General features: G+C 54.8%; 19 protein-coding genes and 1 tRNA gene. 6 read left to right on the forward strand and 14 right to left on the reverse strand.

Annotation, left to right across the window (positions count from 1 at the left end):
• Nucleotides 1-53 precede the first annotated feature (53 nt).
• The 8 genes from AK59_RS0109115 to AK59_RS0109160 all read right to left on the reverse strand — a co-directional run bounded on the left by AK59_RS0109115 (nucleotide 54) and on the right by AK59_RS0109160 (nucleotide 10,337).
• Nucleotides 54-2,027, reverse strand: a complete 1,974-nt coding sequence (locus AK59_RS0109115) for a PhoX family protein (protein ID WP_029882616.1) — start codon at nucleotides 2,025-2,027, stop codon at nucleotides 54-56.
• A 126-nt stretch (nucleotides 2,028-2,153) separates the two neighbouring features.
• On the reverse strand, nucleotides 2,154-4,337 hold the full coding sequence (locus AK59_RS0109120; protein ID WP_029882617.1) for a TonB-dependent receptor: 2,184 nt from the start codon (nucleotides 4,335-4,337) through the stop codon (nucleotides 2,154-2,156).
• A gap of 223 nt (nucleotides 4,338-4,560) precedes the next feature.
• Nucleotides 4,561-4,836: a DUF1471 family periplasmic protein YahO gene (yahO, locus tag AK59_RS0109125; RefSeq protein ID WP_013097697.1), complete on the reverse strand. Its 276-nt coding sequence runs from the start codon at nucleotides 4,834-4,836 to the stop codon at nucleotides 4,561-4,563.
• A gap of 150 nt (nucleotides 4,837-4,986) precedes the next feature.
• Complete coding sequence (locus AK59_RS0109130; protein ID WP_029882618.1) at nucleotides 4,987-6,018, reverse strand: ABC transporter ATP-binding protein; 1,032 nt, start codon at nucleotides 6,016-6,018, stop codon at nucleotides 4,987-4,989.
• A 1-nt stretch (nucleotide 6,019) separates the two neighbouring features.
• A complete protein-coding gene (locus AK59_RS0109135; protein WP_029882619.1) occupies nucleotides 6,020-7,594 on the reverse strand; it encodes an ABC transporter permease in 1,575 nt (524 codons plus the stop codon).
• Nucleotides 7,595-7,618: 24 nt separating this feature from the next.
• Complete coding sequence (locus tag AK59_RS0109140; RefSeq protein ID WP_029882620.1) at nucleotides 7,619-8,635, reverse strand: iron ABC transporter substrate-binding protein; 1,017 nt, start codon at nucleotides 8,633-8,635, stop codon at nucleotides 7,619-7,621.
• A gap of 357 nt (nucleotides 8,636-8,992) precedes the next feature.
• The gene (locus AK59_RS0109150) at nucleotides 8,993-9,823 is read right to left on the reverse strand and encodes a CPBP family intramembrane glutamic endopeptidase (RefSeq protein ID WP_029882621.1); all 831 of its coding nucleotides are present in this window, start codon (nucleotides 9,821-9,823) and stop codon (nucleotides 8,993-8,995) included.
• 437 nt (nucleotides 9,824-10,260) lie between these two features.
• Nucleotides 10,261-10,337, reverse strand: a tRNA-Arg gene (locus tag AK59_RS0109160).
• 278 nt (nucleotides 10,338-10,615) lie between these two features.
• On the opposite strand from AK59_RS0109160, the gene AK59_RS0109165 reads away from it, so the two are divergent.
• The 3 genes from AK59_RS0109165 to fimZ all read left to right on the forward strand — a co-directional run bounded on the left by AK59_RS0109165 (nucleotide 10,616) and on the right by fimZ (nucleotide 13,499).
• Complete coding sequence (locus AK59_RS0109165) at nucleotides 10,616-11,314, forward strand: EAL domain-containing protein (RefSeq protein ID WP_029882622.1); 699 nt, start codon at nucleotides 10,616-10,618, stop codon at nucleotides 11,312-11,314.
• 24 nt (nucleotides 11,315-11,338) lie between these two features.
• A complete protein-coding gene (locus tag AK59_RS0109170) occupies nucleotides 11,339-12,061 on the forward strand; it encodes a helix-turn-helix transcriptional regulator (protein WP_023622262.1) in 723 nt (240 codons plus the stop codon).
• An 805-nt stretch (nucleotides 12,062-12,866) separates the two neighbouring features.
• Nucleotides 12,867-13,499, forward strand: coding sequence for a fimbria biosynthesis transcriptional regulator FimZ (gene fimZ, locus AK59_RS0109180; protein ID WP_013095936.1), 633 nt, complete (start codon nucleotides 12,867-12,869; stop codon nucleotides 13,497-13,499).
• 51 nt (nucleotides 13,500-13,550) lie between these two features.
• On the opposite strand, the gene sfmF is transcribed toward fimZ, so the two are convergent.
• The 6 genes from sfmF to fimA all read right to left on the reverse strand — a co-directional run bounded on the left by sfmF (nucleotide 13,551) and on the right by fimA (nucleotide 19,586).
• Nucleotides 13,551-14,075 carry a fimbria assembly protein gene (sfmF, locus tag AK59_RS0109185; protein ID WP_013095935.1) on the reverse strand — a complete coding sequence of 175 codons (525 nt, stop codon included), beginning with the start codon at nucleotides 14,073-14,075 and terminating at the stop codon, nucleotides 13,551-13,553.
• Between the two features lie 9 nt (nucleotides 14,076-14,084).
• Nucleotides 14,085-15,089 (reverse strand): type 1 fimbria D-mannose specific adhesin FimH, encoded by a 1,005-nt coding sequence (fimH, locus tag AK59_RS0109190; protein ID WP_020685033.1) that lies wholly within the window; start codon nucleotides 15,087-15,089, stop codon nucleotides 14,085-14,087.
• A gap of 13 nt (nucleotides 15,090-15,102) precedes the next feature.
• A complete protein-coding gene (locus AK59_RS0109195) occupies nucleotides 15,103-17,667 on the reverse strand; it encodes a fimbrial biogenesis usher protein (protein WP_013095933.1) in 2,565 nt (854 codons plus the stop codon).
• Between the two features lie 14 nt (nucleotides 17,668-17,681).
• On the reverse strand, nucleotides 17,682-18,374 hold the full coding sequence (gene fimC / locus AK59_RS0109200; protein WP_013095932.1) for a type 1 fimbria chaperone FimC: 693 nt from the start codon (nucleotides 18,372-18,374) through the stop codon (nucleotides 17,682-17,684).
• Nucleotides 18,375-18,408: 34 nt separating this feature from the next.
• Nucleotides 18,409-18,954: a type 1 fimbrial protein subunit FimI gene (gene fimI / locus AK59_RS0109205; protein WP_013095931.1), complete on the reverse strand. Its 546-nt coding sequence runs from the start codon at nucleotides 18,952-18,954 to the stop codon at nucleotides 18,409-18,411.
• A gap of 68 nt (nucleotides 18,955-19,022) precedes the next feature.
• The gene (gene fimA, locus AK59_RS0109210) at nucleotides 19,023-19,586 is read right to left on the reverse strand and encodes a type 1 fimbrial major subunit FimA (RefSeq protein WP_013095930.1); all 564 of its coding nucleotides are present in this window, start codon (nucleotides 19,584-19,586) and stop codon (nucleotides 19,023-19,025) included.
• Nucleotides 19,587-19,896: 310 nt separating this feature from the next.
• Here fimA and folD point away from each other — a divergent pair, with 310 nt between their 5' ends.
• The 3 genes from folD to AK59_RS0109225 all read left to right on the forward strand — a co-directional run bounded on the left by folD (nucleotide 19,897) and on the right by AK59_RS0109225 (nucleotide 22,712).
• Nucleotides 19,897-20,763, forward strand: a complete 867-nt coding sequence (gene folD / locus AK59_RS0109215) for a bifunctional methylenetetrahydrofolate dehydrogenase/methenyltetrahydrofolate cyclohydrolase FolD (protein ID WP_013095929.1) — start codon at nucleotides 19,897-19,899, stop codon at nucleotides 20,761-20,763.
• A gap of 1 nt (nucleotide 20,764) precedes the next feature.
• Nucleotides 20,765-20,977, forward strand: a complete 213-nt coding sequence (ybcJ, locus tag AK59_RS0109220; protein WP_023621558.1) for a ribosome-associated protein YbcJ — start codon at nucleotides 20,765-20,767, stop codon at nucleotides 20,975-20,977.
• 235 nt (nucleotides 20,978-21,212) lie between these two features.
• Entirely contained in the window at nucleotides 21,213-22,712 is a 1,500-nt protein-coding gene (locus AK59_RS0109225) for a PTS transporter subunit EIIC (RefSeq protein WP_029882623.1), read from the forward strand.
• Nucleotides 22,713-22,781: the final 69 nt, after the last annotated feature.

Consider the following 22,781-nt stretch of genomic DNA (forward strand, 5'->3'; position numbering starts at 1 on the left):
CTGGTGGTAGCAAGTTTAACGCCGGGCCACTGCGTGCACCCGGCGGATAAACGTCACGAACCGATGATCCCACCGTCCGCTTTGGTGATAACCACCGTCGACGAACGCGGACGTCCGTTCGGGTTCGCGTCTGGCCAGTTGGAAACAGCACGCGGATTGGCCGGGTCGGTAATATCATCCCCGCCCTCTCCCGGATGCTGAATGTTAATAAACAGCGTGCGGTTGTCCGGCGTAAACGCAATCCCGGTGATTTCACACCCGCGTGGGCCGGTCAGGAAACGGCGATACTCATTGGTGCCCGGAATGGTAGCCACCATCTGGTTATTGCCCATCCCTTCGTACGCTTTCTTATTAATGGTGCTGGAAGAGACATCGGTCTGGATCCACAGCACGCCTAGGTGATCGAACGACAGGCCATCCGGGCTGCCGAATGCTGCCCCCTGCATGGAGCCTTTGGCCTTCGGATCGTCGCTGTCGGTACGCCCGGCCATCACCAGAATATCCCACTTAAAGCGAGCGGCGGCCGGATCGGCTCCCTCTTCGTGCCAGTGCATAATATGACCAAACACGTTGTTGGCACGCGGGTTGGCGGCATCGACCGGCGCCTTGCCCTCTTTACCGCGATCGCTGTTGTTGGTGAGCGTACAGTAGACGCTGCCGCTGGCGTGCGGATCGACCGCAATCCACTCTGGACGATCCATTTTCGTCGCCCCCACCACGTCGGCCGCCAGACGGGTTTTGATCAGCAGATCGCCCTGGCTTTCGAAACCGTTGCTTTTATCCAGGCCATTCTGCCCGAAGATCAGCGGCAGCCAGTCGCCGCTCCCCTCGTCGTTGAACCGGGCAACGTACAGCGTGCCGGACGTCAGCAGCTGCATATTGGCTTCACGCTTGGCAGGATCGTATTTTTTGTCCGAGACGAATTTATAGATGTACTCAAACTTCTGGTCGTCCCCCATATAGACCACCACGCGGTTATCGGCGGCGAGCGTGACGGCGGCGCCTTCATGCTTGAAGCGGCCCAGAGCGGTGTGCTTGCGCGGCGTGGAGGTGGGATCGTAGGGATCAATCTCCACCACCCAGCCGAAACGGTTGGGTTCGTTAGGGGTTTTATCGACGCTGAAGCGGTCATCCACCTCGTTCCAGCGGTAGGATTCATCGCTGTCGCTGATGCCGTAGCGTTTTTCCAGCGGATTAAGATCGGCTTTTTTGACAAAAATATCCGACCAGTTCTCCTCGCAGGTGAGATAGGTGCCCCACGGCGTATGGCCGTTGGCGCAGTTTTGCATGGTGCCCAGCACGCGTTCCCCCTGCGGGTCAGCGGCGGTTTTCATTAAGTCCTGATGCCGTGCCGGGCCGGTAAGCTGCATCGGCGTATTGACGGTAATGCGGCGGGCATACGAAGACGGGCGAACTACCTGCCAGTCGCTGCCCGATTTTTTCACTTCCACCACCGACACGCCCATCGCGTTCTGCCCCTTGCGGGCCTTGTCGAGATTCCAGTTGGCCGTGCCGTCGGTAAACAGCATCCCGTTATCGATGTACTCATGATTCAGCGCCAGCAGGCCATGTTCCGGGTTTTGTTTCCCTTGCGGCAGGCTAAACCACGCCATCCCGTCGTGGTGCATGCCCGCCTGCACGGCCTGTTCGTCGGTGGTGTTGCTGGCATCCTGTTTAAACGCCGGCATGTTGTTCTTGATCCCCGTCGGGTCACCCCAGCGATAAAACGGACGGGCGATATAGCCTTCCGGCACCCTGACCGTATCTTCCGTGGATACGTCGATGCTGGTAAAGCCCAGGGAAACCGCTTTTGCCAGTGCAGAAGGCTTTGATACTGCGGCAATGGCGCTTTCAGGTTTGATCAGAAAAGGGAATGAAGCGGCAGCACCCGCCACGGCGCCCATCTGTAAAAAACGGCGGCGGGAGAGGAATACCTCCGCAACCTCGGAGAATACCGGGTTAGCGCTGCGGTTAGTGATATCGTCGCGATGTTCTTTTTTAAATACGGATTTGAGGGGTCTGCCCATAGCGGCTTCCTGTCATTGGCCAAGAGGTAAAGGTCTGGAGGCCAGTGTAAGAAGCTTTTATTACAATTTTATAACAAGGTACGGAAGGATGGGGGCATCCTTGCCCCGGATAACGAGGTGGAACGCTTAGAACTCGTAGCCAACCGAGACCTTAAAGGTACGCGGTTCGCCCTGCGTGATGTAGGTGCCGGAATCGTCAACGCTGGACCAGTAGTTTTCGTTGGTCACGTTGTCGATGCCCGCGCGCACCGTCATCTGGTTTTCATTGTGGTTCACCGCGAAGCGATAGCGCATGCCCAGATCCAGCGTGGTATAGCTGTCGAGCTTTTTGCTGTTCGCGAGGTCGGCGTACTGCGTGCCGGAGTGGTTGACGCGGGCGGTAGCCGTCAGGCCCTCAATCGGTTTGATGTCGTACTCTGCGCCCAGCACGGCGTAGAAGTTCGGGACACCAATGGCATCGTTGCCCTGATTCACGCCGTTTTTGGTTTTGGTCAGCTCGGCCTGCAGCCAGGTGGCGCTGGCGTTCAGACGCATCCCGAGCATTGGCTCGCCAAAGACGTTCAGCTCTACGCCACGGTTACGCTGCTCAGCGTCCAGGCCGTAGTGACCGCTGTCGTCGAGGATCGCCGACGGCATTTTGATCTCAAACAGCGCCAGGGAGCCGCCCACGCGGCCAAAGTCCGCCTTCACGCCCACTTCATTCTGCTTAGAGTGAACGATACCGGTGCTCTGGCCGTAGTTGGTGGCCGTGTTGGGCGCGGTTTTACCCGGTTGCAGCGCTTCGGTGTGGTTAGCGTAGAGCGAAATTTCCTCCCACGGTTTATAAACCACACCGTAGGTTGGCATCCAGCGGCTGCCGTCAAAACCGTCCGCGTCGTTTTCCGCACCGGTAATTTTGTTGTACCCGCGGATGACCACTTTCTGATGACGTGCACCAGCGGTAAACAGCAGCTTGTCATCCAGCACGCCCAGGGTATCGCTCAGCAGCCAGCCCTGAGTGCGGGTGCGCCCGCTGGTCAGCGGATCGCTGTATTTGCCGCCAGAGCCGTTGAAATTGGAGCTGTCCGGCATCGCGACGCCGGTGTTGTGGTAAATGTTGGTGGTTGGGTTATCCGCCGTCGCCGACATTTTCCAGGCAATTTTTTCGTTTTTGGTCATCGCGGAATACCCCACGTTGACCTTGTGCGAGACAAAGCCGGTAGTGAAGTGACCGCGTATCCCCGCCATACCGCTGACGGAATCGCTGATACGGTTGGTATCAAGACGGCTGACCGTGGCCTTACCGCTCTTGTCCACCAGCTTCGGCGCGCTGTAGATCCCCTCTTCGTGCGCGTGCTGCGCGCCGAGACCGGTATAGGCCGTCCAGTTGTCAGTGATGTCGTACTCGCTGCGCCACATCCCGAACTCGTTTTCAATGTCGCTGTAGGCCCATTTCTGCGAGAAGTTACGATCGTTTTTCGGCGGCTCTGGCACAAAGTCCACGGCGGAAATGTTGACGCTGGTCGGGCTGCCGTGGAAGGTTTTCTTCTGATAACCCAGATCCAGCGAGGTGCGGAAATTGTCGCCTTTGTAATCCAGACCGGTGGAGAGCAGCGTGGTGCGGCGACGGTCGTTCGGCACGCCGGTTTCCCCTTCCCGGTGAACCAGGTTCACGCGCGCGCCGAACTGATCGTTGTCGCCAAAGCGTCGGCCAGCATCGAGCGTGGTGCCAATCTGTGAGTCGGAGGTGTAGTCCACGCCCACTTTCGCCTGCGGGACGTCGCCCGCATGTTTTGGCTCAAGGTTAATCATCCCGCCCACGCCGGAGCTTGCCGCGCCGTTCATCAGCGAGTTTGCCCCTTTGAAAATTTCAATGCGATCGACCATCTGGGCATCCACCACCTGACGCGGCAGCACGCCGGACAGGCCGCCAAAGGTCATGTCATCGCCGTCAAACTTCAGGCCACGAATACGGAAGGTTTCGGCGCTGTTACCGTAACCCTGAACAAACTGCACGCCCGCATCGTTGGCAACCACATCAGCAATGGTTTTCGCCTGCTGATCTTCCACCAGCTTCGAGGTGTAGCTGATGATATTAAACGGCACGTCCATGGCATTCTGCTGGCCGAGCATCCCCAGACGGCCGCCGTTTGCCACCTGTCCATCCAGGAAGGCGGGCACCAGCTGGTCACCGCCGGGAGTGAAATCAGGCCCGGTGGCAGACTGGACGACCATGGTGTCTTCTGGCTTTGCCTCTGCCGCCAGGGCAGCGTGGGTCACTGCGCCAACGGCGAGCGCCAGCAGTGTTTTATGCATTCTGGTGTTGTTCATAATGGACTCATTAAATGTGCGCGCAAAAATGGCCCGTTGTCGGGCCTTAGAAAAGTTTATGTGTAATGCAAATGAGAACTATACGCATTATATCTACGTTAGCAAGTGTTACCGCGCGTTTCGGCCTGAGGACAGGGGGTTAAATGAAGCCGGGGAAGAGAGAGATGTTACAGAGGGAAAGCGTGACGCACAGCCACCCCGGATCCGGGATGGCTGCAGGACATTATTTTTTCTTGTAAATATCGGCCGTGCCGTGAATTTTGTTGTTGGTATTACCTGACGTGAGCACCAGTACGTCGGCACCTTCTTTATCTGCTTTTTCAATCAATTCTTTCTTTGCATCATCAATAGAGACTTCATTTGAAGTGCTTACCGTACCGATTTTTTCATACTGCGATTCGACTTTCTCGAATTCATTTTTCGTCAGCAGTTCAGCCGCAAAGGTATTGGTGGTAAACAGAAACGCCGTTCCCAGCAAAATAGCAGTCGTCTTTTTCATAACCTTTTTTCCTTGAGATTAATCAGCAACTACGAAAAACCTCACACATGATGGTGAGGTTTTATGAGCATGGTAGAGAATCTCAGGAAATGCCACACGTTAAGGAAAATTCTTTTATAACAACCCGTTGGATTAAATTACTAACGAACATTAAGAATATTCAAAAACGCGCGCCGTACCAGCAATATCAATACGCACCGCCGCCCCCGGGTGCCATCCAGGCTGACTGACGGTTTTCAGGGTAATCGGCTCCGTTTGTCCGGCTAACGCCAGCGTCAGCGTGGAGAGCTGGCCGGTGAAATCCACATCAACAATCGACACCGGGCTTTCGTGCGCCGCGCATGCCGTCACGTGCAGTTGCTCAGGGCGCAACATCACTCTGCCCTGCCCCGTCGCCTGGGCGTTGTCCGTGGGCACCTCGCCCAGCGCGCAGAGCGCATAGCCGCTGGCGAGCTGAGCAGGCAGGATCACCGCATCCCCCAGGAACAGCGCCGTCTCTTCATCCACGGGCTGGCTATAGACCTGATAAGGCGTGCCGACCTGAGTGAAACGTCCGGATCGCATGACCGCCACCTGCGTGGCAAAGGACAACGCTTCGTTTTGATCGTGAGTAACCAGGATCGAGGCCACGCCCGCTTCCGCCAGCAGGTCAGCCGTGGCCTTACGCGTCATGGCGCGCAGGCCGGTATCCAGCGCCGAGAAGGGTTCATCCAGCAGCGTCAGGGAAGGACGCTGCGCCAGCGCGCGGGCAAGCGCCACGCGCTGCTGCTGGCCGCCGGAAATCTCATGCGGCCAGTGCGTGGCGAGTTGTCTGTCAAGCGAGACCATCTCCATCAGTGCTTCCACGCGCTGGCGCTTCTCGTGGCGGGTACCGTCTAATCCCCAGGCAATGTTGTCTGCCACATTAAGATGCGGGAAGAGCGCCCCCTCCTGAGGAACAAAGCCAATTTTACGCAGATGCGCGGGAATAAAGTTGTTCTGATCGAACAGGGTTCGGCTCTGCATCACGATCCGTCCGCTATCCGGCGTTTCGAACCCGGCAAGGATACGCAGCAGCGTGGTTTTACCCGACCCTGACGGCCCGACAATCGCCGTCCGGCTTCCCGGCGCGACGCTCAGGTTTAAGCTGTCGAGCACCTGCGCATCGGAAAACGATTTAGAAATGGACGTTAATTCAAGCATCTCATAGCCCTGCAATTTTTTTGGACTGCATATAAAGAATGGCGGTCAGCGGAAGTGAAATCAAAATCATCAGCATGGCGTAAGGCGCAGCGGCAACATAATCGATCTCGCTGGTCAGCGCCCAGAAACCGGTGGACAGCGTGCGCGTTCCCAGCGGGGAGAGCAGCAGCGTCGCCGTCAGTTCGTTACTGACGCCAAGGAAGACCAGCGCCGCCCCTGCCGCCGCACCGGGCGCGGCCAATCGCATGGTGACGCTCCACAATGCCTTCGCGGGCGTGCTGCCCAGACTGCGCGCCACGTTTTCGAGCTCCACCGGCGCCTGGGCAATCCCGGCCCGCAGGTTAATGAGCGCACGGGGCATAAACATCAGCAGATAAGCCAGGAACAGCGTAATTTCGGTCTGATAAATCGGGCGTGCATAGTGAATGGTGACCGTAACCAGCGCGAGGGCGGTGACGATCCCCGGCAGAGAGCTGGTGATGTAAATGCACCCTTCCAGCATCCGGAAGATGCGGTGCGGATAACGGATACCGAGCCAGGCGATGGGAATGACACAGGCGGTGGTCAGCAGCGCGCCGCCCACGCCGAGCATCAGCGTCTGGCGCAGCGAGTGCCAGAGATCGGCGCTCATCCAGTTCTGTACGCCGCCAAGCCATATCCAGCGACACAGCACAGTGAGCGGTACGCCCAGCGCCAGCACAATCAGCACGAGGAAAAACAGCTGGCCCAACACCGCTGCAACAGGCTTTAGCGGCCAGCGCGTCTGTTCACGTGCCGCCCCTGCGCCGATGCGCGCATAACGGGCTTTCCCGCGGGTGACCCCTTCCAGCAGCAAGATGGCCAGACAGCATAGCGCCAGCACACCCGCCAGCATATTTGCCGCCGGGCCACTGAATGTCGACTGGAACTGGTCGTAAATGGCGGTGGTGAAGGTATCAAAGCGGATCATCACGTACAGGCCATATTCCGCCAGCAGATGCAGGGCCACCAGCAGCGCGCCGCCGCAAATCGCGAGCTTAAGCTGCGGTAATACCACGCGAAAAAAGACCCACCACGGCGGCGTGCCGAGCGAAGCGGCAACATCTTCAAGCGTTGGATCCAGACGACGCAGCACCGCCGCCACGGGCATATAGATAAACGGGTAGTAGGCTAACACGGAGAGAAACACGCCCGCAGAAAGCCCGTGCATGGAAGGCACCACGCTCACCCAGGCGTAGCTTTGCACGAACGCGGGGATGGCCAGCGGGGCCACCGCCAGCGCAGACCAGATCCCCCGCCCGGCGAGCTGAGTACGTTCCGTCAGCCAGGCTATCGCCACGCCGGTGACGATACAGAGTGGCACCGCTAAGGCCGTCAGCCACAGCGTGTTGCTGAGCAGTTCAGCAACACGCGGGCGAAACACCAACGCCTTAATGGTTTCCCAGCCCGTCTCAATGCCTATGGCAATGATAAAGCCCAAAGGCAGAAGCGCCATTAATGAAAACAGGACAGCTAACGCAACCATCGGCAGCGCAGGACGCCTGCGGGCAGGCTCCCGCACTCTGTTTTTGCCGATGTCGAGACTCAGACCAGACATAGGACGTTCACTTTACTCTCAGGATCACAGCAGGCCAGCTTGCGTCATCAGCGCGATGACTTTTTTACTGTTAAGCGTGGAAGGTTCCACTTTCGGTGCATCCAGATCGTTCAGCGGCACCAGTTTCGGGTTAGAGGCCGCATTCACGCCCACCGCATATTCAAAGGCGTTATTGGTGCGCAGGCTCTCCTGCCCTTCTTTTCCGGTGATGTATTTAATGAAGGCCTGTGCCTGCGCTTTGTGTTTGCTGGACGCCAGCACGCCGCCGCCGGAGAGGCTAACAAAGGCGCCCGGATCCTGGTGTTTGAAGTAGTAGAGCTTAGTGTTTTTGCTGTTTTCACCCGTTTTGGACTGATCGACAAAACGGTAGTAGTGATAAATCACCCCGCCATCAATCTGACCGGCGTTAACGGCTTTCATCACGGTGCTGTTGCCTTTATAGGCAACGAAATTGGCTTTCATTGCTTTGAGCCACTCAAGGGTGGCCTGCTCGCCTTTCAGGGCCAGCATTGCGCTGACGATCGCCTGGAAATCGGCTCCTGACGGAGAAGCAGCCCAGCGGTCTTTCCACTCGGGTTTAGCCAGATCCATCAGCGATTTTGGCAGCTGCTGCTCGCTCAGTTTTTTCGGGTTATAGACAAACACCGTGCTGCGAGCGGCGATCCCGATCCAGCGGCCGTGTGCCGGACGATACTCCGCCGGTACCTGCTTTAATGTCTCTGCATCTAATGGCGCAAATAGTTTGGCATTATCAACCAGCACCATTGACGGCGAGTTTTCAGTTAAAAATACATCCGCAGGCGATGCGCTGCCTTCCTGCACCAGCTGGTTGCCCAGCTCGCTGTCATCGCCATTACGCAGCGTGACCTTAATACCCGTTTCTTTGGTAAAACCGTCTACCCACGACTTCACCAGATTTTCATGCTGCGCGTTATAAACAACGATACCTTCGTTGTTATCAGCGGCAAACGATTGAGTTGAAAGGAAAAGTGATGAAGACAACAGGGCAAGCGAGAAGCATGACAGCAGGCGAGAATTCATGAACATATCCTTAATAGACCAACGTGATAAACAACAAAGGGCTGTGTGGGACAGGATTAAAGCATACAACAACGCTAATGATAATTACTATCAATCGAGTTTAGACGTAAAAGTGTAAAATTCGTTTTTAGCAGATTTTAGAATGATAAAAACCCAAATTTTAATGCGAGATAATTTTTAGATTAAGAAAACCTTAAGTCTGCCAACAATGAAATTCATTAGCCTTCTATTTATTCTGACGCGAAGATAAATGTGTTATTCATGCCCCCGGCATATATAAAAAAAGCCCCGATGCTTCGGGGCTTTTTATGCTTATCCGGAGGCAGCCAATTTTTAAGGCCACTATTTTAAAAAGCATCACACAGACGCGTGAGGGGCGTACATCGGATAGGTGAAGAACAATAAATGCACGCAGTTCAGCCCAAAATGGAAGAACGTTGCAACCCAGAGCCTGCCGCTCCACATCCACGCCAGGCCGTAAATAATACCGGAGAGGCTGGCAAAAATAATCAGCAGTAAACCGCCGCTATAATGCATTAGCCCAAAAATGAGTGAGGCAATCAACAGTGCTACAACAGGATGCACAACCCGGGACAAGCGCTGCTGCAGATAGCCTCTGAACAAGGCTTCCTCGGCCAAAGAGACGAAGAAAATATTCGCAAGGGCAAATTGAGCAAACCATTCTGGCGCATGCGGCTCAATTCTCAGCCCGCCCAACGCAACAGCCAGAAGTAACAGCGCGGGTATCGCCAATACCAATATTCCCCAGCCTACCTTGCCAGGTTTATAAAGGGGTTTTGCTACGAATAACGTTGGCATGCACGTAATTAAAAAGAACGGCACCACTGCCTTGTCCATATTAAAGTACATACTGAACGGTATGCTTTGCGGACCAACAACGACAGCGTCCAGTACCTTCGGGTTATGGAAGCCAGGGATTACATGCAAAACCAGGGCAACGGCGATGACTACGCACAGGCCTTCGACCAGATAAGTATATTTATTATTTTTATTACGTAGCCATTCAACAACAGACCAGCCAATAACGATTAATGCAATCACCAGCAGCGCCGGGGCATCAAGAATGCTCTGTTTCCAGCCGAGAAATGCCGTTAACCCCAGCATCAGGTAAGCCAGGCTTTTATTCAGGGAAAGTGCGGCAAGCGAAGTTGCGAGTAGATACCACATAAATGTCCTTCATGATTGGCATGTACAACAGTGAAATGAATGTCGTGCCGGAGGCATCCCACGGGGAAGCCATAAATAGGGTGCCGACTACCGGAATCGAACGGATGACCTACGGATTACACGTCAGTTGCTCTACCTACTGAGCTAAGTCGGCGTTGGTCCGCCACCGGAGCCTCGAACCCCGTACTACAACATCCTGGTTGTCGCTCTTCCCGATGAGCTAGTGGCGGTATGGTGGCCCTGACTGGAACTACGCCAATGACCGGTCGATGGCGGAACAAACGTTCTGACCGACAGGCTACAGAGCCGGGTTCAGAATGATACACATCTGGAATTAACCACGCAAATCAGACGGTTAAAAGCAGGCACAGAGTGAAGGATCGGTAGCGGTTGGTCGGTCTGGGGAAGAGTGGGCTGGATTAAGCGCTGAGACTAAATGGCACGCCCTGTAGGATTCGAACCTACGACCTACGGCTTAGAAGGCCGTTGCTCTATCCAACTGAGCTAAGGGCGCACTGAGAAGAGTGAACTTCGCGGTGGTGAAACGCGAAGAATTATACGGTCAATGGCAGGTGAGTCAATGCCTTTTCCGTTTTCACCCCCGATTAGGGCTAGCTGATTGTAAATATGGCTGTTTTTTCAACATTCCCGGCTTTTCTTTCGTAGAATTTAGCGCTGCGAAAAGGCTTAGCTGCATTTAAGTAACGCCTGCTGTTTTCCTGAGCGTCAGCTCGTCACACTAGTGTGAGGTATCCCGGCCGCCTGGAGGCTGACAGACAACAGGACAATGGAGTGACAGCGCAAAACCTGATCGATACGTCCCCCAGCTTGCAGCACCTCTCTCACGATATCGCGGGCATCAAACTTGAGCCTATCATCGCCCTCTCCTCGCAGCGCCAGGTTGGGGTGGAAGTGCTGAGCGTTCTGTCAGCAAGAGAGCAAAGCGAAGCATTTTTCAACGATCGGTCTGCGGAGTGGTCACTTACGCTGCTTGAAGCGCAACTTGTCGCGCTAAAAAATACCCCGCACTGTCATAATCTTTACGTCAATCTGCCGATAACCGTATTAACGCAGCCGGACGCCTTTCAGCGGCTTCTACGGCTGCCTGCCGCACCGCTGAATATAGAAATTGTCGACCCGGCACGCTTTCTGGCGCTGTCTGACACAAAACGGCAGGACGTTCACCAGCGCCTGCTTCAGCTCAGAAGACAAGGCCACGGTATCTGGCTGGATGATATTGATGAAGCGATCGTCCAACCGTTTTTGTCCTGCCGGCTGCCGTTAACCGGCATAAAAATCGACAAGGAAGCATTCTGGCGTTTACGCGCCACCCCTGCGCTCGGGCAACTGGTGACACGTTGCTTTCAGCTTGCCGACAACGTGCTTATTGAAGGTATTGAGACTGAAAAGGATCATAGCCGGGCACGACAGGCAGGAGCAGGACTCGGCCAGGGGTACTACTGGCCGTCCTGGACATGGCCGGAGGAATAAAAAGCCATTTCCAGGAGGGAAGCCATGCGAATGACAGTGCGCCGTTACCGGCGGCGGCGTACAGGAAGTGATGCACTGGGATTTACGCACTCGCCTTTTGCTCCCCCCTTTTTCGACCGGCTCGAATTTTTGAGCCAGTCCATCCACCAACATCGCAAAACAGACGCGCCCTTTATTATTCTGGTCACGGAAGATCATTTCCTGCGCACCGGTTTTCTGAACGGCCAGTTTCCCCTGAGCAGCTGTAGCGACTACCCGACGCTGGACGAAGCTTTTCAGGCGCTGAATCAGTGGCCTGCAGCCCGTCTGGTGGTAGATATTGAAAGCCGTACCACGGCGCTTATGGAAAAGCTGGATCAGCTGAGAAGACACAGCCTGTATCCGCCCTTTCTCACGCCGTATCTGTTGGTCAGGGCGGATAATTACGACACCCGTCTGTTCTGTAAAGCGGCGGGGCCGTTTCATGTCCTTGAACGCCAGTCAACGGCGGCGGCACTCCAGCACAGCCTGATGGACATCAGCCCTCCACAGGGCTCCAGTAAAGAGTGGTTCTCTCGCGGCGAGTGGCCCATTTTACAGGAGCTGTCGCGGGGGAAGTCACTACGTCAGATCGCCCTGCTGCAGAATCGCCCCTACAGCCGCATTATCTATCGCCTGAGCTGCATTCTGGTGAAGCTCGGGCTTAGCCATCGCCAGGAACTGCTGCATCTTCTCAATAATCTCTCCGACTGCCCGTTTTACTCTTAACCTAACCCCTTATTTCCTAAAGATCTTTAGGAAGTTACTTACTGAAAATGTTAATTTTATGTTAACCTTTAACATAAATCTCGAAATTACAACTATTCCTAATTTCTGACTCTGAACCACGTGAAATATTAAAGAATAAGTAAAGCGCAGCACTTTCATCCATGCGTTAAGGGATTGATGGTTCCGTTAACAGGATGATAATGATGTAAAAACAAGCAATTTGGTTGCACGCCCCTGGCGCTAAAAGCGAAGGCCGCAGAAGATTTTGCTCTTCCGGCATAGTATTTTTCTGATATCGGGGAGAGGTATCAGGATGAGGATGAGACGCGCTATCTGTGCAAATTCACGCCACTTCAGCAGCAGGTGAGACGTTTTACTGCCCCGCCATTTCATTAACAACTTTGCAACATATAGTGGTATCTGTTATTTTTTGTTATTACATAAAGATGAAAAGATGTGGTAAATGGAATAACAGGACATTTCCGCTAAATTTAAAAAAATAGCCATTCAGATCCAGAAGATAATACAAATCAATAATCATGAATTAATCTGCAGGCTTTTCGGAGAAAACTTACACGGTATAATAAGACGCGTACCAATTATGAATAAGAAAAACCTTTTTGCCGCCACCAGCCAAATGAGATGACCGCGCTGAGGCAATGACATTACCACTACGTTAACAAGGATGCTTTCGCTCTTTCCAGGGAAATACCACCCTATAAGGATCTGCAAATTTATCCTTCCGGCATTTCGAGAGTTTGAACCAAACTCAGCATAACGCTTTTAACAATCTGAGGCATAAAAAATGAAACCGGCATCCGTTATCATTATGGACGAACATCCTATCGTCAGAATGTCGATAGAAGTCCTGCTACAGAAAAATAAAAATATCACAGTCAAACTGAAGTCTGGCGACAGCCATGAAGTTCTCGACTGTATCCGCAATCACGCCATCGATCTGGTGATCCTGGACATTGAACTTACGGGCACCGATGGCTTCGCTTTATTGAAAAGAATCAGAAACTTAAACAAAGACATAAAGGTCCTGTTCCTCTCTTCCAAATCGGAGTCCTTTTACGCGGGCCGCGCCATCCGCGCCGGGGCAAATGGGTTTGTCAGTAAACGAAAAGATTTAGGTGAGATCTACAACGCCGTGGAAATGATTCTGATGGGCTATTCTTTTTTCCCGTCGGAAACGTTGAACTTTATTAATCACCTGGGCTCCGGGAAAGGGATGGCATCCGATATGCCATTATCGAACCGTGAGGTCACCGTACTGCGGTATCTGGCGAATGGCTTATCGAATAAGGAAATTGCCGAACAGCTGCTATTAAGCAACAAAACCATTAGCGCGCACAAATCCAATATTTATTCCAAGCTCGGTGTGCAAAGCATTGTGGAATTAATTGATTACGCCAAGGCACACGAGCTGCTATAACCTGAATTCACTCCCTGCAGTTTATCTGAGTTGCAGGGAGTGCGGTCAGCGCTAATTATAATTAATCATAAATGTGGCATCCGCATCGGCGCGTCCGGGTCGGGGGTTATCCGCTGTGGCAATATAATTAGCATAAAATGACAACACGGCATTACCCTGCGCATCTACCGCTACCGGCTGGCTGGCCTGCTGTAACGCAAGACGCGTTTTATCCGCATCCCTGATCTCCACCGCGACGTTATTCGCCGTACTGGCGTCATTCAACGCCAGCAATCCGCTGTCACTCCCGTCAGTTTTCCCGGAAAACGTAATTGATGCCGAGCCTGGCGGACAGCCTGTCAGCTTCAGCGTGAAGGGCATGGGCTGCGTGCGGCTCCCCGTGGTGCTGAGCTGCTTCGTCGGCCAGGTGCCCAGCGTGACGGTCTTGTCGCTGTCGCTGCCCTCTGCCACGCAGGTAAAATCAACGATATTGCCGTACATCTGAATATTGATCTCGCCCAGCGCTGTGGCTGACCACGCGTTTGCCTGACACATCGTCAGGGCCAGCGCAGCGAAAGGCCATTTCCAGTTCCCCATCTCTTCCCCTTAATCGTAATCCACGCGCAGATAGCCGCGAGAGGTGAACCGGCCTTCTGCTGGCTTATTCCCCGTAATGCTCACCGGCCAGACCCGGATCCCCACCTGCGCCTGCGCGCTGTCATCCAGACGGAACGGAATTTTGCTGTTCAGGTTGTTAGGCGTCAGAGGCGTACCGCTATCGTTCGCCACGACAAACCCTAAATCCGGGTTATCGGAAACCAGCGCATTGCCCGAGATTTTTTCCGCCTCGATGCGCATCGTCAGATACGCATTGGCCTCCACATTGGTGCACTTAATGGCAATGGTTTTGCTTTGTGGTGAGACGTTCTGAGGACGATTGCCGGCCCCCGCCTGGCTGAACAACGACGCGCCAATATCACCAAAATCAAACTCCACCACCTGCCCGGCGTTAATCGCACAGCTTTGTGGTACCTGAATGGTGCCGCTGTAGCTGATGGTATAGACCGGCGTATTCAGCGGATCGGATGACGTGGTGGTGACATAGACGGTGAACATGGTCTGCTGGGGGATCACCACCATGTTGATAAACCGCCGTGTGACCCGCAGACGAAAGACCAGCTTCGAATCGGTGACAGGAAACGCTTTGTTGTTCGGAACGTTAGGGTGCTGCCCCATCTGAATGTAGTCTGACGGTGGATAGAAGGTGCCCGCGTAGTCATCGTGGATCTGCATTGCGCCATCAAGGTAGTCATTCAGCTTCACATACTTATAGCCATCAATTACCGTCGTTATCGGCAGGCTGGTGACATAACTACGCATCGTGGACTTTCCGGTTGTTCCTTTAGGGCAAATGGCGTTCACGCCCACCAGCCCGGATTTTTGCGCAAGGGTCACAATCTGCCCCGGTTTGTTATTGGAACTGTTAAAGACGTTTGAAAGATCGTATGAGATATCCTTCGGCACGCCCGTGGCGTTCTGGCAAACCGTCGCCCACGCGGGCATCGTGCTGCAGAGCAGCGCTAAGCTAAACACATTGCGTAAACTGCGCATCTTTGGGTTCCTGTTAACGGTCACAGCTTGCCCCCGCCATGGTAATGGCCTGGTTTTGGCTTTCAGGCGATAAACGATAGTGCGCACGACACTGGGACTGCATCCCATTGCCCCACTGAATAAGCAACTCCCCTTCCAGCGGCAGCCCGCTCAGGTAAATCTGCCCGTCATCGCCCACCATACTGGTGACCCCGCTCTGGGTTTCACGGACCACGGCACCAAACGGCACAGGCTGGTTGCCGCGGGTCACGGTCAGCAGGGCACGCACGCCGATACGGGTATCGAAGCTGGCGCGCACCAGCGCACCTTTGGTCGGTACTACGCTGCTGACGTTATTTTCGATGTCGGTGTTGTTACTCATGGAGTTGGTATCCAGCGCCACGCGGTTATAGCGGTAGACGGTGGCATACGGCATGACCGCGTAGCCTCGCCAGTCGGTTTTCACCCCGGTCTGGTTTTCCACGCTGACGCCCGAGGCTCCCGGCGCTTTGATCAGGACGTTAGTGTCGCCCAGCGGCTGGCTGAAGGTGACGCCGTCGGCATGGCCCACCACCCCACCGGAGAGCTGCCAGTTGAGATCGTGCTGATCGCGCGCGTAGTTGTAGCCCACCCCCAGCGTGCCGTAGGTCGCCTGCCAGTTTGCGCTGGCGCTACCGCTTGAGCCGTTGGTGCTGGTGTGCCCCTGCGTAACGCTGTAGTTCAGGTTGCGATCTTCCAGCAGGGTGCCGCTGACCCCGGTTTGCCAGCTGGTATCACCATCGCTGTTGCGGCTGGCTGAGGCCGTGGCGTAAGCGCGGTCGATGGCGCTGTCCCGGCGATATCCCTGACGGGTAAAGAGGCTGAACGGCACCGAGACGTTAAAGGACGCGATCCGGTCCGTGCCCTCTATCCCGACGGACTTGTTCCACGACCATGACAGGGAGTAGTTGATCCCTTTTACACCTCCGGCATAGCCGAGCTGATACCAGAGGTTCGACTGGCTGGTGCCCCAGTAGGTCTGCTCGCTGCCGGAGACATAGACTGAGCCGTAATCACCCAGCGACTGAGAGATATTGAGCTGGAAGCGCCCTTTTTTGTTCCACGTCAGGTTGTGATAGCTCTGCACGTCCGGCACGCCGTCATCATCCTTGCTGTCGGCATACTGATAGCCTTCCATCGAACGCCAGGCCACATCATCCAGGGTGTAAAACCCTTTCGTGGAGTAGCGATAGCCCAGCAACTGGAAGTTGGTGCCGAATCCGTTGAGTGATTTTGCATACAGGAAACGCAGGGACTGGCCCTCATGGCGGCTGTCGTCCGCCAGCTGGCTGCGGGCATGGGTGATATCGACCGACACCGCCCCCCAGTCACCGAGGTTTTTCCCGGCGCCAATGGCCACCGCGGTATAGCGCGACGCCAGCTGCGTACCGCCGTAGAGCGTGTAACCATTGGCCAGACCGGTAATCAGCGTGCCCTGGGTGAAGAACGGCGTGTCCTGATCGCTGTTACCGCTGCGGTAATCCCCGGCCACGAGGTCATACTTCCAGCGACCTTCACGCTGCAACAGCGGCACGGTGGAGTACGGCACGGTATAGCGTTGCTGACTGCCGTCCTTCTCTTCTACGGTCACTTCCAGATCGCCGCTTGAAGAGGTAGGGTTCAGATCGGTAATGGCAAACGCGCCAGGCTGGACATAGCTCTGGTAGATAACATAGCCGTTCTGGCGAACAACCACTTTGGCCGGGGTACGGGCGATACCGCGCACGGTTGGCGCGTAGCCCTGCAGGCTGTCCGGGTACATGCTGTCGGACGAGAAAAGCCGCCCGCCGCGGAAACCGACGCTGTCAAAGACATCATTGCCGGTATTGCTGTCGCCCAGCACCAGCTCGCTTTTGAGCGGAATGACGGTGCGCTGCGCCCAGGTGCCAATGTTCTGCCAGTTACTGTGCCGCTGGCCGTTGTTTTGCGTATAACGCCAGGCGCCGTTATTGCGTAAACGCCAGGCGCCATAGTTCAGCCCGCTCTGCAGGTTCAGATAGTAGCTGTCATCCTCGCTTCCCCGGTTGCCGGTAAAGCTGTAGTTCAACAGCGCGGCGGGGATCCCTTCATCCCACTGTTCAGGCGGGATATAGCCACGGGCGCTGTTCTGCATCGCCACCTGCGGCAGGCTGATATTCAGACGCTGCGAGGCGAAATTAAATGCGACCAGGCTGCCGGGGATCGCTGTCGCCAGCGGGACACAGGTGTCGTCCTGCACCTTTACCAGCTCGGGAAACGCGGCGAGGTTAACGCCAAACCGTTCCAGCATTTTACGTGTGATGCACGGCGCCAGTCCGCCCGCCACCGGTGGCGTATCGTCGGCCTGCTCAAAGCGCACGTCCTGGGTCGCGATAAACTCATCGTTACGCCAGATATCCACGCGATACACGCCGGGTGCCTGCTGGTGACCTTGTTCAAAACGCGATAAATCCGCCACGCTGGCGGTATCGTCGGACAAAAAGGCCGGGTTAAAGTAGCTTTCGCTCCAGCCCGACTGCGGCCAGAGCGTTGCCATCAGCGCCAGTGCAACCGGGCAGTAACGCCATTGATGATTATTCATCGCCCTGACTCTGCTCACAGGTTGACGCTACGCGCCGGAGTAATGGCACCGTAGTCATTGACGCTCTGCCAGGAGAGCGTACCGCCCGCACCAGCCGGCAGCGCCTGCTGTGCCGAATTTTTTGGCGCAATCATGATGTTATCCAGCGTCTGTCCGCCCAGCTTCAGATTGACCAGCGTGATGTAATACGGTGAGGCGTTGCTGATCTTCAGATGCGAGCCAACGCGCTCAAAGCGCAGCTGAGAGAGCGCCTCTTCCGGCTGCATTGCCAGGTTATTCGGACGCACAAACAGCTTGATACGCGACAGGATGGCCAGTTGCAGCACGTTGTTGTTTTCGGTTTTGGCTTTGTTCACTGACGGGATCGCTTTCACGTTCATGTAAAACAGCGATTCACGATCGGCAGGCAACGCAGGCCCGGCGTAAATAATGCGCAGCGTGTTTTCGCTGTCCGGCTCGCTGACAAACAGGGGTGGCGTGACGGCAAAGGTTTTTTCTTTTTGCCCGTTTGCGTTTTCGATCCACGCGTTAATTAAATAGCGTTCTTGCTTGTTACTGTTGGTGATCGCCAGTGAAGTTTGTTTAGCATCTGCCGGATAAATAACGCGCGTGGCTCCAAGTGCAATACCGCCGGACGCATTCGCGCTTGCAGAAACCATCATTAAAATAAACGATAAAATCAGTCCTGGTTTAATTAGGGTATTCATCAAAACCGTACCTTTAATAATGTGTTCGCAGGTGTTATGGATAAATCAACGTAAACCAGACATCCGACTGAATATTGCCTGGCACAAGGTGTTCGGAAATAGCCCGATATCGGGCGCTAAAATGAAACGCAAGCTCGCGGGTATCAATGGGCAGCCAGCTGACCGCCGTGGCGTTGGGGATAATCTGACGCTGCTGTTCGTCAAAGAGTGCCAGCCCCACCCCGCTGCTGATGGGTGTTTCACCGGGGCGCGATGTCGCCAGAAAAACCTGCGGGTCTTCCGCGGGCGTGATGCCCTGGAACTGGATCCCGACGGTGCGTGAGACATCCACGCTGCAATCCAGCAGCCGCACGGTAAAAGGCACATTAACGGTGGAAAAACTGCCCACCCCGGAAAACGAGTTGGTCCGGTATTGTCCCATATCGATGCGCATATTCTGGCTGTCCGGCGCCACGGCGCAGCCGCCGTTCACCAGTTCACCCCGGAGGTGTACTTTGCCGCCGTCAATCACCACCGTATGGGCGAATGCCTGGGAAGCCATCGCAAGGGTTAACAGCAGTAGTGTTCCTGTCCTTGTCATCCTTCGTTCCTGGCCTGAGCGTATGACGGGCCTCATCCCTGAGGCCAAAACATCCCTGTACGGAGGAATTATTCGTATTTCATAACGAATGTGGCGTCAGCGTTTGCCTGACCTGGTTCAGTGGTCGCAGCAGTGGCTTTATAACGCGCGCTGAAGTTCAGGGTGTTGGTGCCCTGGATCAGGTTCTGCGCAGCAGAGAAGGTGGCACCGTCTGGCGTCAGAACGCTGGATTTGCTGTCGAGGATCTCGATACCTACACCTTTCGCGGTGTTGTCGTTGCTACCGGAAGTCACTGCCAGCAGGGTTTTGTCAGTTGCGTCGATCTGACCGGTGAACGCCACAGCAGCCGTTTTCGCCACCAGCGGATCGCAATCGTTCAGTTCGATGGTGAATGGAATATTGGTGGTGGTGTCACCCACTTTGGTGAATTTCGCGGTACGGTACTGACCGAGATTAACAGTCTGCTCGGAAGAATCGGTATTTACTGAACATGCAGCATTAACCAGTTCACCTTTAAAATGCACGGTACCGCCATTTACGGAAACTGGCGTAACCGGATCGGCAGCGTGAGCGGCACCCGCGACCAGGGCCAGTGAAGCAATAACAGTAGAAGCAATGTTGCTGAGTTTCATGTCTATTCCTTTAAAATGTAAATAACCCTTCCCGCGAATTATCGGGAATAAGAAATATGTTCAATTGAAAAATTGAAAGCTTATTTCGGAGGAGACAAAGTAGCTCAGGAAACTATTTTTAAATATGTCAAAACGCTGCCATTTTACCAGGTCACATCCTAATCCCGCCTAAGAAATTGACCATCACCCGAGAAGGGTCTTTACGCCCGCCGGAGGAAAACTCGCAAAGGGTGACTGACAGCGGCGCTCGCTTCTGCCAAAATACAGGCCATCCCCCCTTTCAAACGTTACAGACGGAATCTTCTCTCTGATGGCAGCAAAGATTATTGACGGTAAAACGATTGCGCAGCAGGTGCGCTCTGAAGTCGCGGAAAAAGTGAAGGCGCGTAAAGCGGCTGGTTTTCGCGCACCAGGGCTTGCCGTTGTGCTGGTTGGTAGCAACCCGGCATCGCAGATTTATGTCGGCAGCAAACGCAAAGCGTGTGAAGAGGTGGGGTTCGTCTCCCGCTCTTACGATTTGCCAGAAACCACCACCGAAGCAGAACTGCTGGAACTTATTGACACCCTGAATGCCGATAAAGAGATCGACGGTATTCTGGTCCAGCTGCCGCTGCCGGCAGGCATCGACAACGTGAAGGTACTGGAGCGTATCGCACCGGATAAAGACGTGGACGGTTTCCACCCGTATAACGTTGGCCGTCTGTGCCAGCGCGCGCCGCGCCTGCGTCCCTGCACCCCGCGCGGCATCGTGACGCTGCTGGAGCGTTATAACATCGACACCTACGGTCTGAACGCCGTAGTGATTGGCGCCTCTAACATCGTGGGCCGTCCGATGAGCATGGAGCTGCTGCTGGCCGGTTGCACCACCACCGTGACCCACCGCTTCACCAAAAACCTGCGTCATCACGTCGAGAATGCCGATCTGCTGATCGTCGCGGTCGGTAAGCCGGGCTTCATTCCCGGGGAATGGATTAAGGAAGGGGCGATTGTCGTGGACGTCGGGATTAACCGTCTGGAAAACGGCAAAGTGGTTGGCGACGTGGTTTATGAAGATGCCGCAGCGCGTGCCTCTTACATCACCCCGGTACCGGGCGGCGTAGGCCCAATGACCGTAGCAACCCTGATTCAGAATACCTTGCAGGCATGCGAGGAGTATCACGACGTAGAGGACGCGTAACATGGCGACATTTTCATTAGGTAAACATCCACACGTTGAGCTGTGCGATCTGCTGAAGCTGGAAGGCTGGAGCGAGAGCGGTGCGCAGGCCAAGATCGCCATTGCCGACGGGCTGGTTTTCGTCGACGGCGTGGTAGAAACGCGTAAGCGCTGCAAAATTGTTGCCGGTCAGACCGTCAGCTTTGACGGTCAGAGCGTGACCGTTACGGCCTGAGCCGTCTGATGCCCTAACCCTAACCCTCTCCCGGCCGGGAGAGGGGATAACAATCCCCGCACACCTATCACGGTTAATTATCGATCAACTTCAAATAATCACTATTTCATCTGTTGAAAAGTGAAAATTGAGTTGCGCGTTTTTCACGCTTTGCCCACGATAAGTAGAACGTTCTACTAAAACGTTATACTTACAATAACAGCGCCAAAAAAAGCGCTTCTCGGGGGAAATCAGCATGAGTCTGATATCAGGGTTTGTTAAATCGCTGTCTAAGTTATCGATGATTGGTCGCGCCTTAATGCTGCCAATTTCACTGCTTCCCGCTGCGGGCCTGCTGCTGGCCTTTGGCGATAAGTTTCACCTGCCGCTGATGATGAACGCGGGTGGGGTTATCTTTGATAACCTGCCCATGCTGTTTGCCATTGGCTCCGCCGTGGGTCTGGCATCGGAATCCGGCATTGCCGCACTGTCTGCCGCCGTCTCGGTGTTTGTTACCAATATCACCATCAGTACCGTGCTGAGCATTACGCCGGAAATGGCCTCTCAGGGCGGTAAATACGCTATGGTGGTAGGCATCCCGACGCTGCAGATGGGCGTCTTTGGCGGGCTTATCTGCGGTATTCTGGCGGCGTGGTGCTATAACCGTTTCCACACCATGCAGCTGCCGGAGTTCCTTGGCTTCTTCTCCGGCAAACGCTTTGTGGCGATTGCCACGGCGTTTCTCTCGTTCCTGCTCGGTCTGCTGCTGCCCTACGTCTGGCAACACATTCAGGCAGGCATCGACGCGCTCTCCGTGGTGGTGAACGGCGATAATCAGGCCGCCTCAACCTTTATCTTCGGTCTGGTCGAACGCGCCCTCATCCCGCTCGGTCTGCACCATATCTGGTATCCCTCTTTCTGGTATTCATTTGGTGATTACACCACTCAGGCGGGCCAGGTGATCCACGGCGACCAGACCATCTGGTTCAAGATGCTGGAAGAAGGGGTGAAATCCTTCAGCAGCGACACCTACCAGAACGCCGGTAAGTTCATGCAGGGTGAATTCCCGCTGATGCTGTTTGCCCTGCCTGCGGCGTGTCTGGCGATGTATCATGAAGCGCATACCAAAAATAAAAAAATCGCGGCCGGTATTCTGTTCTCTGCGGCACTCACCTGCTTCCTGACGGGGATCACCGAGCCGGTGGAGTTCACTTTCATCTTCGTCGCGCCGATCCTCTACGTCTTTAACGCCATTATGGCGGGCCTGGCGTACATGACCATGTATCTGCTGCACGCCCATATCGCCAAGTCGTTCTCGGCAGGCTTTATCGATTATCTGTCGTTCGGGATCCTGCCGTCATTCAACGGCTATCAGACCAACTTCCTCAATGCCATTATCATTGGTATTCCGATGGGCCTGATTTATTACTTCACCTTCCGTTTCGTGATCCGTCGCTTTGACGTGAAAACGCCGGGCCGTACCGAAGTGACCGCCAGCGCGGATGATAAATCCGATTCTGAACTCGCCACCGAAATCATTACCCTGCTGGGCGGTGCGCACAACATCGACTCCGTTGGCTCCTGTATCACCCGTCTGCGCCTGGAAGTGGCAAAAAGTGATGCGGTGGATAAAGATGGCCTGAACGGACTCGGTGCACGCGGCGTGGTCTTCGTGGGTGATAACGGAATTCAGGTGATTTTCGGTGCCAGAGCACAGTTTATCGCCCAGACCATTTCCACCATGATTGGCAAATAATAAGATGCCGGAACGACACGTCTCCTGTAGGCTGAGAGACGTGTCGTATCTGGCTGATAATCGGTAAAT

Source organism: Enterobacter sp. T1-1, from assembly GCF_000710795.1.
Lineage (GTDB): Bacteria > Pseudomonadota > Gammaproteobacteria > Enterobacterales > Enterobacteriaceae > Enterobacter > Enterobacter cloacae.